Source organism: Dialister sp. i34-0019-2H8 (genome assembly GCF_042846925.1).
Lineage (GTDB): Bacteria > Bacillota > Negativicutes > Veillonellales > Dialisteraceae > Dialister.
Genome location: NZ_BAABYQ010000001.1, coordinates 1,790,697 through 1,805,071, shown reverse-complemented (window position 1 = coordinate 1,805,071; position 14,375 = coordinate 1,790,697). Strand labels below are relative to the sequence as shown.

The following is a 14,375-nucleotide window of genomic DNA, read 5'->3' as shown; positions in this document are numbered from 1 at the left end:
AATTAGGAATGAAGGTGCGGCTTTGCCGAGATCCTTCGACTCAGGTCGCAGCTGTTCTGGCATTCGTTATCTCACATACGACGTTTCTTGCCGCTCAGGATGACGAAACGGGGCGATGCCCGTAGTCCGGAGGATAGAAGTCAGATGTCTGGCGTCTGGCGTCTGATGTCTGATGTCTGATGTCTGATGTCTCCCAGTCTTCTAGTCTCCCGGTCTCCCAGTCACCCGATCACTCGAGGCCCCTAATCCCTAGTTGCCGATCACAAATTTCTAATTCCAATTTCCTTCATTTATGCTATAATGACTATGAGTGTAATCAGCAGGTTTCCTGCTGAAATCACGATGAGGAAACAGATATGAAAATTATTGGTGGAAAAGCCAAAGGCACGAACCTTTTGGCACCCGTAGGAAGAAATACGACGAGACCGACGCTGGGACGGGTACGGGAAAGCATTTTCAATGTACTTGCCAATGTGGGGCTCGTTGAGACGGATGTCCTTGATATTTTCGCTGGGACAGGCGCGATGGGGCTTGAGGCGCTCAGCCGGTATGCATCGTCTGCGGTCTTTATCGACAAGACAACGGGCCGCATCATCCGCGAAAATGCGAAGAAGTGCCACGTAGAAGATCAGGTACAGATCATATCGAGAGATGTAGGGGCTGCCCTGAAGTCTCTTCAGGGCAGGACCTTTGATTATATTTTCATGGACCCTCCGTATCGGAAGGGTTATATCAATGAAGTACTGGCGATGGTTTTCGACTGCGGCCTTCCTGCTGATCATGCGATCATTATTGCAGAACATTCTATATCAGAACCCCCAGATATATCACTCTTTGCTGACCGGTGTGAAGTCTGGAAAGAGAAAAAAGTGGGGGCCATTGTTGTTACCTATCTGCTATGCAGATCTACAGAGGGAGAAGTGCAATGAAAATAGCGATTTGCCCAGGAAGTTTCGACCCGGTGACCTATGGTCATCTGGATATCATCAGAAGAAGCGCTTGTCTGGTCGATAAACTGATTGTGGCAGCTTTTTTAAACCCGACCAAGCATTATATGTTTACTACGGAAGAACGGTTGGATATGCTTCGTGAGACGACCAAAGACATTCCCAATGTCGAAGTGGATGCTTTTGATGGTCTTTTGAATGAATACGCAGCGAAGAAGAATTGCCATCTTCTGATTCGCGGACTTCGTGCGTTCAGTGATTTTGAATACGAATTTCAGCGGGCGCTCATGATCAAACAGATCGATCCCACGCTGGAGACCGCATTCTTCATGACGGATGGACGCTATTCTTATCTGTCGTCTACCGGCGTTCGCGAGCTGGCCCATTTTGATGGTGATATTACCCGGATGGTCCCGCCCTATGTACAGGAAATGATCAAGAAAAAGGTAGAGAATCGCTGATCGCCATCGGCTTTTTTCTCAAACTTCGAAAAAGAAATGAGGCTTGCAATTATGGACACAAGAAAACTCTTAGAAGAATTAGAAAATGTCATCAATAACGCGAGTGAAGTACCGCTCACCAATAAGAAATTGGTGGATAAGGATGAGATCGAACGACTGATCGATGCCATCAATCAGTCGCTCCCAAATGAACTCGAGAGCGCACGCCGCATCGTCGCGGACAAAGAGCGTATCATGCTCGACGCAGAAAAGAAAGCAGAGGACACGGTGGCGCAGGCGAAGGATTATATCGCCCGCATCACGGAAGAAAGCGAACTTGTCAAGCAGGCGCAAGAGCGTGCCAATGAAGTGATCTCTTCGGCCAATAAATCCGCTGATGAGCTCCGCACCAGCTCTGTCACCTATGCGACAGATGTTCTGAAGTATGTGGAAACAAATATGGAAAATGTCTTAGACAGCCTGAAAAAAAACCGTCAGAGCCTGATCGATTCCAATTCCGCCGCTGCCCGTCAGCAGGAAAAAGAGAATAAGTGACGAGGGGCGGAGTTTGGGGATCAGCACCCGCTGCACCCAATGAGTCCGTTGCATTCTGCGGCATATTTTCATGTAAAGACGGAACGCATGTTGCGTTTCGTCGGCGTCATCAGATTGATGGATGATGCTTCAGGACGCACCTTCATTCCTTATTTCTCATTCCTCTTTCGGGGAAGGGGATAAGTGATATTCCGGTTTTGAATGAAGCATACAGGAGGCCATTCCCATGGGACGAGAAGAGGAAAGCCGACGGATCCTTGTGATCTGTTTTGCGGCGGCTCTTCTGGCTCTGGGAGCGGCCTTTTTTCTGTGGCATGCCGCAGGGGAGACGAAAGAGGAGCCGCTTCCTGTGGTCGAGCTTTCCGGCAAGGAGTATTCCCGGACTCTCCTCGTCTATGTGACGGGTGCCGTGAGGCAGCCGGGTGTCTATGAGCTTCCTCTGGGAAGTCGCTTCTTCGATGCGGTGAAGGCTGCGGGTGATGTGCTGCCGTATGCGGTCATGGAAGATATCAATATGGCCGAGCCGCTTTCTGACGGGATGAAGATCCATATCCCGCTTGATCCGGAGCAGGTGGATGCACGGGGGAGCGGGCTCATCTCTATCAATGCCGCCAGCGCGAAAGAGCTCGAAGCACTCCCGGGCGTCGGTCAGGTGACGGCGGAGAAGATCATCCGCTACCGTGAGGAGCATGGCCGCTTTTCCTCGAAGGAGGAGCTCAAAAAGGTGCCCTCTATCGGTGAGGGTCGTTACAAGAAGATGGCGGATAAGATCACCCTATGATGATCCGGCTGGGGCTTTTCTGGAGTGCGCTTTTGCTGGCAGCGGGAGTCTTTCTTTTCGAGGAGCTTCCGCCTTTTCTGCTGCCTTATGGGTATGCCTTGCTGCTCTTTTCCGGTGTGCTTTGCCTTCTCTATGGTCATTTCCGCGGACGCTTTTCCCTTGTCCTTTTGGGAGCGGCGCTTTCTCTTCTGACGATCGGTGCTTTCCGTATGGCACTCTCTGATGCCCTGTGGCAGGAGCAGTCGCACTGGGCGAGCCGAAGCGCAGGTACCTATGAAGGCATCGTCATGGAGGAGCCGCTGGTACAAAAAGGGGAGGAGGGCTATGCGAGATATGCGTTTGCGCTCGTTTCCATCCGATACGCCGATGGGACGCTTCAGCCGCTCTCGGGGACGTGCTACCTCTATGATCAGAAGGAGATCAGGCATTTCCATCCCGGGGACCGCCTTTACGCCGAAGGAGAAATGAGCCCGATCCGCCTGTATCAGAATCCGGGAAAGATCGATCTCACGGGACGCTATCGGAGCCGCCATCTCCTTGGAAGGCTGTATCTCACCGAAGGCATGCATCCCGTCTTTGCCGGTGAGAGCGGCGCCTATCGCATAGAGAGATTCTCTTCGGAGATGAAGCAGTCGCTGAAGGAGACATTTGTGCCTTACATGGATCCGGTGCGCCTTTCGATCCTGATGACGCTCCTCTTCGGAGGAAATTATAATGATATTCCGGAAGAGGTCATGACGTCATTCTCCGCGACGGGCATCATCCACATTCTCTCTGTCTCGGGCTCGCATGTGGCGCTGCTCTTTGGCTTCCTGTACCTTTTGGGACGCTGGCTCTCGCTGCCGCGACGCCTTGTGATCCTGCCGGCCATCCTGCTTGTGCTGTTTTACGCGGTGCTCTCAGGGCTTGTGCCGCCCGTCATCCGTGCGGCGGTCATGGGGATCCTCTCTGTCGTTGGGATTTTCCTTGACCGGGAGAGGGAGACACTGAATCTTCTGGGGGCAGCGGTCTTTGGCATGCTGCTCTGGGATCCTTACTATGTGTACGATGTGAGCTTCCAGCTCTCAGTCGGCGCATCCGCGGGGATCCTCCTCTTTTACCGTCCGATCCTCCGCTGGATGAGCCTTTTCCAAAAGCTGCCGAAATGGGTGAAGGAAGGGATCGCGCTGTCTTCAGCGGCGCAGCTTCTCACGATACCGATCATGCTCTATGATTTCCATCGCTTTCCGGTGTATTTCATCTTTGCGAATCTTTTCGTCACGCCGTTTCTGGAATGGGTCATCATCGCAGGGCTTATCGCAGCGGCCGTCTCCCTTCTTTGCCGTCCGCTGATGGCAGGGCTTCTCTATGCGGCAGACTATGCGGTCTTTTTAGCCCTGCGTCTGAATCTGCTCCTCTCCTCGGCCAGGGGAGCGCAGCTTGTGACAGGCGGTCTTTCTTCTTTAGAAATAGCCTTTTACTATGCACTTCTTGCGGCGGTGTATTTCAGAAAGCGGCTTTCCGGTCGCTCTCGCATGGCTGCCGGAGGCATGCTGTCGCTTCTTTTTCTTGCCATAGCGACGGCTCAGCTCCTGGCGCCTTCGACCCGCGTCATCTGCCCGGATCTTGGCGGTGACCGCGGAATCCTTCTTGTCAATGACGGGCGAAACATCTTATACTATAAGGCAAGCCGCATCTCCTCACACACTGCTGTCTGGGAGTGGAATTCCATCCTTGCCTATGAAGGGGTAGAGGAGGCAGATGTACTCATTCTGGATCTGGAGGATGTCGATAAGCCGCTCCCTCTCGTGATGGGGATACCTGTCAGGGAGATCTGGGTGACAGGCGGCGATCCGCGGAAATGGGCGACGCAGCTTCTATCGGGGCAGACAGCGCGCGTGCGATGCCTGGGAAGGACCGCACTTTCTTTGGATGAGCTGCACTTTATCACCAATGGCAGCAGCTGGCAGATGGTGATGGGGGAGAAGGACATCTTCCTTTCCGGACGAAGACCCATGCCAAAAGCGTCTCCTCATACCCTGTGGATCACCGGCAGCCATGGCTTTCAAGAATATACGGAAAAAGACGCGGAGACCATGGCGCCCGAGCTGGTCATCTACGGCGGGACCCGTCTCGTCCATGCCTATGAAGATATGGAGCTTTTCGATTTCAAAGACATCCCATCCGTGAACCTGTATCAGAAGGGGATGCAGGAGATCGTGTACAAGAATGGGTGGAAGTTAGTGACTAGTGACTGGTATTGCGATTTGTCAGCTTCTGGACTGGGGGAGAAGTCAGACATCAGACATCAGACGTCCCAGTCTCTTAGTCTTTCAGTCTATAAGTCTAATCCCTAATCCCTAGACACCAGCCCAAGTCACTCCCGATTCCCGGTTACATTTATACAAGGACGATCACTTATGCCTGCCAAAAAGTTAAATAAAAAGAACTGCTGTTTTCTCTATGGTGAAGATCTGGTATCCCTTGCCCTTCGTCGGGAGGGACTGCTCAAGGCCTATTTTGAGGGAGATCCGCCGGATCCCGTTCTGTTCGATGGAGAGGGAAGTCTGGAAGAGTATGAGAATGCCCTGGCAGGGCAGTCACTGTTTTCCAGTGCGACTGCGGTCGTGATACACAATCCCCCCTTCCTGAAGCGCATTTCAAAAGCAGAGAAAGAAGAAAAGGCGGCCCTCCACTTTGTGGAGAGGCTCGAAGGCCTGCCTCCTGATATTTTCTGCCTGATCCAGCTCGATGGAAAGCCGGACAAGCGAACGAAGATCGTGAAAGGGCTGCTGTCTGTCTGCTACAGTGAAGAGCTTTCGCTCCTTTTGCCGCGTGATGCGGCAGGTGCGATGATACGTCTCCTGTCAGCAGCGGGCAAGCGTGTCGATTTCTCCGCACGGACTTATTTGGAGGATGTACTCTCCTCGTGGGATACGATTTCCCTTCCCCTTTTGCAGACGGAATGTGATAAGATGGTACTGATGTGCGGGGAAAAGTCCGTCGTGACGAAGAAGCTTTTGGAGCTTGCACTTCCCGACTACATGAATCAGGGGATCTTCAAATTCGTCGATGCTCTTCTGGACAAAAAGTCACAGCTGGTCTTAGAGAGTGCGGACCGCGTCTTCACGGATATGACCACCACGATCAAAAATCTCGGACTTCTTTCTTCCAAATTCAGAAAGATCAAGATCTTGAAGGAAATGGAAAGGAATCACGTACCGCCCACCCGTATCCAGCAGGCGCTGGGGGTGAGATCCTCCTGGCAGTGGCGGGCCGTGCAGGCCGAGGCAAGGAAGGTCACGGAAGGAGAGGCGGAGTGGTTTCTTCTGGAAATCATGAAGTACCAGCTCGCTTCCCGTCAAGGCGCCTCGGAGCTTGAACTCAAAGATTTGCTGCTGAAGTATTGTTTGAGGAAATAAGTGACTGGTGATTGGCGGCTGGGGATGAGACTAAAAGCCTAAGAGACTGGGAGACATCAGACTCTCGTATCGTCATTTCGAGCGTCAGCGAGAAATCTTTGTCATTCGCGGTCAGGTGGTCGATGTTTGGGAATGCTCAAACGGGAAATCTGCTATCCAAGGAACCTTCGGGCATCGCCACATATATATTCGCGGCGAAGCAGCCACCTTCATTCCTAATTCCTCATTCAAGAGAGACTTTCATCCCTAATCAAAGGGCAGCACGCCCTAGGGGCTAATCCTGAACCCATACACCTTACACCCCAATGTCATATACGAAACGAAGGGACTATCATTGAGTAAAAGACGATACCGCTGGAAGCGGATATTCGGACTGTTTTTCACACTGGCTGTTATCGGCATCGGAAGCGCGCCGTTTCTCTGGGTAAGTGACGGCAGGGTCATCCCCGGCGTCACCATCCATGGGACAAAGGCAGGCGGCTCGACGGAGAAAGAGCTCAAGGAGCTTTTTTCCGTGAAAAATGCGGATCTTTTGCACGGAAAATTGGTACTTACAAAGGAGGATGCTCACGAAGAGATCTCCTTCCGCTCGCTCTCTGTCCGCTATGACGAGAAGGCCATAGAGAAAGCCATGGCTCTTGGACGGACGGGCGGGCTCTTTCAGCGCTGGTACGATCGCTGGCGGATCCTCCTCACAGGGCATAGTGCGGCCATCGATGCTTCTTTTGATGAGAAGCACCTCATCGAGGATATCGCCCAGCTGGCCGCCAAGTATGCGAAGCCTCCTGTCAATGCGAAGCCCCGGTTTGGGAAAGACGGATCCGTTTCCTTCGATGAAGGCAGGCCTTCCATGAAAATCGACAAGGCGGCACTGGAAGAAGCAGCCGCGCTCCAACTCAAAAAGGGCGAAAGCGGAGAGGTGGAGATCCCGGCCACAGACATCCAGAAGCCGAATATGACAAAGGAGGCTGCCAAGGAAATCAATGCGGTCCTTGCCGAATACACGACCACCTTTTATGCCGGGGGCAACCGCAGCAGAAATATCGAGATCGCTGCAAACAGTATCAGCGGCAGGTACATCGCACCGGGAGTCTCTTTTTCCTATAACCAGGCGACAGGCTCCCGTTCCAGCGCGAATGGCTATCTCGAAGCCCCTGTCATTATCAATGGCAAGGTCGAGCCGGGGCCAGGCGGCGGCGTCTGTCAGGTGAGTACGACGCTCTTCAATGCCGTCATCCTGTCAGGACTTGCCGTGACAGAGCGTACCTGCCACTATTCGCCGGCATCCTATGCACCGATCGGGCGTGATGCGACCGTCGCGGAAGGTTCTCTAGATTTCTGCTTCCTGAATCATTTGAAGCATGGCGTCTACATTTATGCGGTCTACGAACCGGGTGCTGTGACCGTGCGCATCTTAGGAAATCAAGAAGACAAGCCCTCTTTCGTAGAGATCGCAAAGAAGAGCGACGAAGTCCTGCCCTTTAAGACCGTGATCCGTGTCGACCCTTCGCAGGAAGAGGATAAAAAGGTCGAGGAAGGCCACGAAGGACACAATGTCCTCGTCACACAGTCTGTCAAGTGGGCCGACGGCCGCATCTACCATGACAGCTTCTACTCCGACTATGAACCGGTCGACACCGTCATCACCTATCAGGTGAAACCGGAAGACCCACCAGAGCCATCCGAGCCGCCCTCCCCTAAGGCAGTGAAGAAGGGAGCATGAAGTGATGAGAAATGAGAAATTAGAAATGAGAAATGGTGGAGCGGCGCATCAAAATATAGAAGCGCCGCGGAGCGTAAATCATGGTAATGCCTGACGGTGGCATTTAGTGACTAGTCACTAGTCACCAGTCACCAGTCACTGGTTAATTGGGATTTCTAATCCCTAATCCCTAATCCCTAATTTCTAATGTCTCATCCTAAAAAGTCGAAATGCCACCACCTGTGTTATCTATACCTCGAAAGGAGATCCTATGGGAAAGTATCGTCTGAAGTCCCGACAGGCGGGATCCGTCATCACTTTGATGGAGATCGACACAGAGAGCCGCGCATGGTACATCAAGGCCGACCATAAAGAAGCCGCATTGAAGGCGCTCAAAGATATGGGGCCGGCTTTGGCATGCGTGGAAACGATCTATATCAATGGAGATGATGTGTCGAGTGTGGTTTTTGCGCCCGCAGCGCCCATGATGGATCCGGATATGCCGCCGGTGGATTTTCCGCCGCCGGAAGAACCCATGGAGAGCTACAGCCTTGCGCCGGATATCCCTGTCTTCCCGACCGCTGACGACATTGCCGCGGCGCAGGAAGCGGAAATGGCGATGCCGGCAATGGCAGAAGAGACACCGATGCCGGGGATCTCCATGCCGAGCAGTCTGCCATCTCTTTCGAGCGTCCTGCCGAAGAGCGCTTTCATAGCGCCTTCGCCCGCAGCCAAAAAAAGCGGCGCAGTGAATGGCATATACCTTGGCAGGAAGCATATCACGGGAGAGGCCATCGAGATCCGCAGCGTAAATGAAGAGAAGGATGGTGTCATTTTTGTCGGCACGGTGATCTCTATCGAGGTCCGCGAGCTTCGCAGCAAAAAGAAGCTCCTTCTCATGAATCTCGCCGATGAAACGAATGGCATCCCGTGCAAGAAATTTTTCGACCGCCCCGAGGAGGCAGAAGCTGTCGAGTCTTTGAAGCCGGGGACGACTGTCAAGGTGCGCGGCAATGTGCGCCTCGACAAGTACTCCGGCGGGCTTGTGCTGGAGCTGTCTCAGATGGAAAAGGGAGAGACAGTCAAGATCGACCACGAGGACAATTACGAGACGCCGCGCGTCGAGCTCCATCTGCATACAAAAATGAGCCTTGATGGTCTTATCGACAATGAAGAGATCATCAAGACGGCAGCAAAGTGGCATCATCCGGCGGTCGCGATCACAGACCATGGCGTCATTCAGGCATTCCCGAAGATCCAGGATCTCGCAGACAAGTATCACCAGAAGGTCATCTATGGCATGGAGGGGTACATGATCGATGAGATCCCGGCAGATCCGGACGCCGACCGCCAGCAGTACGGTCATATCATCATCCTTGCGAAGAACATCACCGGCCTGCGCAACCTGTACCGCATGGTGACACTGTCACACCTCAAATTTTACAGAAAACGTCCGCTCATCCCCAAGCCCATTCTGGAAGAGCTTCACGAAGGCTTGATCTACGGCTCCGCCTGCGTCATGGGAGAATTCTTCCGCGCGGTCCTTGCGGGGGAAAGCGATGAGGAACTCATCCAAAAAGCCAAGTTCTACGATTACCTCGAAGTCCAGCCGCTCGGGAACAATGAATTCCTCATCAATGACGACAAGTATGGCAAGATCAATACGAAGAAGGACCTAGAGGATCTGAACCGCAAGGTCATCGAGATCGCCGACAAGGCAGGCATGCCCTGCTGCGCGACATCCGACGCCCATTACATGTTTGCGGAAGACCAGAGAAATCGTGACATTCTCCTCTCAAACTGGGAGAAACCGGGGAAGATCGAGTCCCATCCGCCCGTTTACATCCGTACCACACAGGAAATGCTGGATGAATTCAGCTACCTTCCCAAAGAAAAGGCCATCGAGATCGTCGTCACGAATACAAGAAAGATCGCCGAGCAGTGCGAAGTCTTAAAGCCACTCGCTGAAGAGTGGAAATCCTACAACCCGAAAATCGCAGGCGCGGATGAGAAGCTGGTCAAGATGTGCTACGACAATGCGAAGGCCATCTACGGCGACCCGCTCCCGAAGGTCGTACAGGACCGCCTGACGCTTGAGCTCACGCCGATCATCAATCACGGCTACGGCGTCCTTTACTACATCGCGCATAAACTCGTCAAGCACTCGAATGACCGCGGCTACCTTGTCGGCTCGCGAGGCTCTGTCGGCTCCTCCTTCGTCGCAACGATGTCAGGCATCACAGAGGTGAATCCCCTCCCGCCGCACTACGTCTGCCCGAAGTGCCACTGGACCCATTTCTTCGAAGACGGCTCTGTCGGCGGCGGCTTCGACCTGCCGGATAAGAAATGCCCGAAGTGCGGGAGCGACCTCTCAAAGAACGGGCATGACATCCCGTTCGCCGTTTTCCTCGGATTCGACGGAGACAAGGTACCGGATATCGACCTTAATTTCTCCTCGGGAGACGATCAGGGCGTCGCGCACAAATATACCGAAGAGCTTTTCGGCCGCGACAATGTCTTCCGTGCCGGCACCATCGCAGGCATTCAGGATAAAACAGCGTATGGCTTCGTCAAGAAATACGCAGAGAATCGCGGGCTGACATTCAATGATATTTTCATCGAAAAACTCTCCGCCGGTGTAGCCGGGGTGAAGCGCACGACTGGCCAGCATCCGGCAGGCATCATGGTCTGCCCGCGTGATATGGATATTCACAATTTCACGCCGCTCCAGTACGCCGCAAATAAAAAATACCTGAAGGATGAGAATGGCCGGCAGATCCCCGGGACCATCACCACACACTTCGATTATCACTCCATCTCCGGCCGTATGCTGAAGCTGGATATTCTGGGCCACGATGATCCGAAGGTCATCCGTATGCTGCAGGACATCACCGGTATCGACCCGCTGAAGATCCCCTTCGACGACCAGAAGACACTCTCCCTCTTCAGCTCGCCCGAGGCACTGGGCCTGACGCCGGATGAGCTTGCGAGTGCGATCGGAAATAAAGGCGTCACCGTCGGAGCCCTCGGCCTGCCGGAATACGGGACGCCCTTCGTCCGCGGCATGCTCGAAGACACGCGTCCGAAGAATTTCTCGGAGCTGGTTCGTATTTCCGGCTTCTCCCACGGCACTGACGTGTGGCTGAACAATGCCCAGGACCTCATCAAGAACGGCGTCGTCAAACTGGAGGATGCGATCTCTACCCGAGACGACGTCATGAACTACCTCATCCAGCATGGCGTGAAGCCCCTGACATCCTTCAAAGTCATGGAAAATGTCCGTAAAGGCAAGGGCCTCGAAAAAGGCGGCTCGAACAACCGCGCCGAGCTTGACGCCGCGCACGTGCCGCAGTGGTTCATCGACTCCTGCCTCAAGATCGGCTACCTTTTCCCGCGAGCCCATGCCGTCGCCTATGTCATGATGGCCTTCCGCATTGCATGGTTCAAGGTCTATCAGCCGCTGGCCTACTATGCCGCCTACTTCACCATCCGTGCCGAAGGCTCCTTCAATGCACCCGTCATCCTGCGCGGTCTTGCGTCCATGAAGCAGGAGCTGGCCCGCATCGCAGCGCTCGACAAGCCGACAGCCGTGGAAAAAGGAAATGCGACCGTCATCGAAGTCGCTGCTGAAATGTACCTGCGCGGCCTCTCCTTCCTGCCGATTGATTTGGAAAAATCTGACGCTTCGCAATTCCTCATGGTCGATGGAAAGCTCCTGCCGCCATTCAACTGCATCCCTGCTCTGGGTGATGCGGTGGCTAAGGAGATCGTCCTTGCCAGACAGGATCATCCCTTCACCTCGAAGGAGGACCTCAAGAAGCGAGGCAAGGTCAGCCAGTCCATCATAGATACCTTAGACTCCATGGGCGTCCTCAAAGGATTGCCGGAAGAAGAACAGATGAGTCTCTTTGCATTTTAGTCTAGTCGCTGGCGCGACGGGTTCAGGGTTCAGGTTGACAGGTTCAAGGTTGCGGAGCGGCGCATAAAATAAGTAGGCGTCGTGAGTTTTAGATAAGTCGAGGCGTTGCAAAGCGACGCAAATAAAAATGCCAACCCCTTCCTCTGCGCGGGTTTTCCTCTTTTAGAGGAAGCGGATCGCGATAGTACTCCCTCCTTTCAGAGGAAGGAGGGAGAATTTGGAATGCGGGCATTGCCTCATATATACTCGTGGCGTTTTTGATTTTTATGCGCCGCACCAACCCTGTTGAACCCTCTGAACCTGTAGAACCCGCTGAACCTCTTTCGCACGCAGGCAACGCCCCGAGGGGCTAACCCTGAACACTATTTCCCTTAGCTAATACGATAAAGGAGAACACCCCATGTCCCAAGACTCTCTATTTCACGCCACCACCATTCTCGCGGTCAAGAAGGATGGACACACCGCCGTCGCCGGCGACGGACAGGTGACCATGGGCAATGCGGTCGTCATGAAGAATACCGCCCGCAAAGTGCGCCGCCTCTACCACGGCCGCGTCATTGCCGGATTTGCAGGCTCTGTCGCAGATGCCTTTGCGCTCTTCGATAAATTCGAGGCGCGCCTCTCCGACTGCAATGGCAATCTTGTCCGCGCAGCCGTCGAATTTGCCAAGGAGTGGCGACGCGACCGCGTGCTGCAGAAGCTCGAAGCCCTTCTCATCATGACTGATGGGGAGCACCTCTTCCTGGTTTCCGGGAACGGCGAAGTCATCGAGCCGGACGACGGCATCCTCGCCATCGGCAGCGGCGGAAACTACGCCCTTGCCGCCGCGCGCGCTCTGGTCTCCGCGACCGATCTCTCCGCCCGCGACATTGCGGAGAGATCCCTGCACATCGCCGCCGACATCTGCGTCTATACGAATCACAATGTCATCGTGGAGGAAATCTGATGAACGAAAATACAAACCTGACCCCGCGAAAAATCGTGGAATACTTGGACCAGTACATCATCGGGCAGAGCGATGCGAAGAGATCTGTAGCCGTCGCCCTCCGAAACCGCTGGCGTGCCAGCCGCCTCACGCCGGAAATGGCGAAAGAGGTGAGCCCGAAGAACATTCTCCTCATCGGGCCGACCGGTGTCGGCAAGACAGAGATCGCCCGCCGCATCGCGACCCTCACCCGCGCCCCCTTCGTCAAGGTCGAAGCGACCAAGTACACCGAAGTCGGCTACGTCGGCCGCGACGTCGAGTCCATGATCCGCGACCTTGCCGAAGAAGCCGTCCGCCTTGTGAAGAAAGAAGAGAGCGCCCGCCACGGCAAAGATGCCGATGAAGAAGCGATCCACCGCATCGCGGAAGCCATGTGGCCCTCCAAGAAAGTCGAGACACGAAGCCCCATGGACATCATCTTCGGCGAAACGAAGAAAGAGACGCCGATGGATGAAGGCGAGAAAGAGCGAAGAAAAGACCTCGAGACGCGCATCCGAAACGGCGACCTTGACGACCGTGTGATCGAGATTGAAGTGGAAGAGAAAGGAAATCCGGGGAACACCGATAATGAACAGGCGAACCAGATTTCCATGATGCTCTCCTCCATGATGCCGAAGAAGATGAAAAAGAAGAAAGTCACCGTCCGCGACGCGAAGAGAATCCTCGCAGAAGCAGCTGCCGATGAGATGGTCGATATGGAAGTCGTCAAAGACAAAGCCATCCACTACGCCGAAGAACGCGGCATCATCTTCATCGATGAGATCGACAAGATCGCAGGCGGCCGCTCCTCCGGCGGCCCCGACGTTTCCCGAGAAGGCGTGCAGCGCGACATCCTCCCGATCGTCGAAGGCGCGACCGTCAAGACCAAGTACGGCCAGATGAAGACCGACCACATCCTCTTTATGGCCGCCGGCGCCTTCCACGTCTCCAAGCCCAGCGACCTCATCCCCGAGCTCCAGGGACGCTTCCCGATCCGCGTCGAGCTTTCAAGCCTCACCAAGGATGACCTCCGCAGCATTCTGACCGAGCCGCGGCAGGCCCTCATCCGCCAGTACACCGCGCTCCTCGAGACCGAAGGCGTCGACATCACCTTCACCGAAGACGCCCTCTCCGCCATCGCAGACATCGCCTCCCGCGTGAATACCGAGACCGAAGACATCGGCGCCCGCCGCCTCTATACGATCTTGGAGCGCGTCTTGGAAGACCTCTCCTTCGATGCGCCGGACCTCGAAGATAAGCACGTCACCATCGACGAGAGATATGTGAGAAATAAGCTCGGCGACGTCACGGAAAATATTGATATTTCGAATTACATTCTGTAGCCCTTTGCGTACAGGATAAAACCGCCGGAAGGAGGATCCCTTGTGGATCACCTTCCGGCGGTTTTTGCATTGATGGGGCAAGGCAATGCATGAAACGAAGATGAAGTAAAATAAATTTTATAATGACTCTGTTTTTGTCATTACATATGATATATAATTAAAAATAAAATATGCAGGAGATGAGGAGGATGGGAATTATGAGCCGAAACCATATGAAATGTGATTTAGCAAAGTACTTTGACCTGCCCAGAAGTCTTGTGGGGCATTTATCTCCCTATTCATTTTATCATGCGTGTTTGTAGACGTTGATTTTCTATAAATGC

The 14,375-nt window shown here is 53.9% G+C and carries 9 protein-coding genes and 1 pseudogene; all 10 read left to right on the top strand.

The features are described from left to right. Nucleotides 1–350 precede the first annotated feature (350 nt). Nucleotides 351–929 (top strand): annotated as a pseudogene (gene rsmD, locus ACGG9R_RS07820) (16S rRNA (guanine(966)-N(2))-methyltransferase RsmD); the annotation flags it as partial. Then, nucleotides 926–1,408 (top strand): pantetheine-phosphate adenylyltransferase, encoded by a 483-nt coding sequence (gene coaD / locus ACGG9R_RS07815; protein ID WP_390153586.1) that lies wholly within the window; start codon nucleotides 926–928, stop codon nucleotides 1,406–1,408. The pseudogene rsmD and the gene coaD, both read left to right, overlap by 4 nt. Before the next feature lie 51 nt (nucleotides 1,409–1,459). Then, a complete protein-coding gene (locus tag ACGG9R_RS07810) occupies nucleotides 1,460–1,942 on the top strand; it encodes a hypothetical protein (RefSeq protein WP_022105323.1) in 483 nt (160 codons plus the stop codon). Nucleotides 1,943–2,168: 226 nt separating this feature from the next. After that, the gene (locus ACGG9R_RS07805) at nucleotides 2,169–2,723 is read left to right on the top strand and encodes a helix-hairpin-helix domain-containing protein (RefSeq protein WP_390153583.1); all 555 of its coding nucleotides are present in this window, start codon (nucleotides 2,169–2,171) and stop codon (nucleotides 2,721–2,723) included. Further along, on the top strand, nucleotides 2,720–5,059 hold the full coding sequence (locus ACGG9R_RS07800) for a ComEC/Rec2 family competence protein (protein ID WP_390153580.1): 2,340 nt from the start codon (nucleotides 2,720–2,722) through the stop codon (nucleotides 5,057–5,059). The genes ACGG9R_RS07805 and ACGG9R_RS07800 overlap by 4 nt, the downstream gene beginning before the upstream one ends. A gap of 63 nt (nucleotides 5,060–5,122) precedes the next feature. Then, nucleotides 5,123–6,124, top strand: a complete 1,002-nt coding sequence (gene holA, locus ACGG9R_RS07795; protein WP_390153577.1) for a DNA polymerase III subunit delta — start codon at nucleotides 5,123–5,125, stop codon at nucleotides 6,122–6,124. Between the two features lie 334 nt (nucleotides 6,125–6,458). After that, nucleotides 6,459–7,847 carry a VanW family protein gene (locus tag ACGG9R_RS07790; protein ID WP_390153574.1) on the top strand — a complete coding sequence of 463 codons (1,389 nt, stop codon included), beginning with the start codon at nucleotides 6,459–6,461 and terminating at the stop codon, nucleotides 7,845–7,847. 250 nt (nucleotides 7,848–8,097) lie between these two features. Beyond that, the gene (locus tag ACGG9R_RS07785) at nucleotides 8,098–11,745 is read left to right on the top strand and encodes a PolC-type DNA polymerase III (RefSeq protein ID WP_390153571.1); all 3,648 of its coding nucleotides are present in this window, start codon (nucleotides 8,098–8,100) and stop codon (nucleotides 11,743–11,745) included. 400 nt (nucleotides 11,746–12,145) lie between these two features. Next, nucleotides 12,146–12,691, top strand: coding sequence for an ATP-dependent protease subunit HslV (gene hslV / locus ACGG9R_RS07780; RefSeq protein ID WP_390153568.1), 546 nt, complete (start codon nucleotides 12,146–12,148; stop codon nucleotides 12,689–12,691). Further along, the gene (gene hslU / locus ACGG9R_RS07775; protein WP_390153566.1) at nucleotides 12,691–14,052 is read left to right on the top strand and encodes an ATP-dependent protease ATPase subunit HslU; all 1,362 of its coding nucleotides are present in this window, start codon (nucleotides 12,691–12,693) and stop codon (nucleotides 14,050–14,052) included. The genes hslV and hslU overlap by 1 nt, the downstream gene beginning before the upstream one ends. Nucleotides 14,053–14,375: the final 323 nt, after the last annotated feature.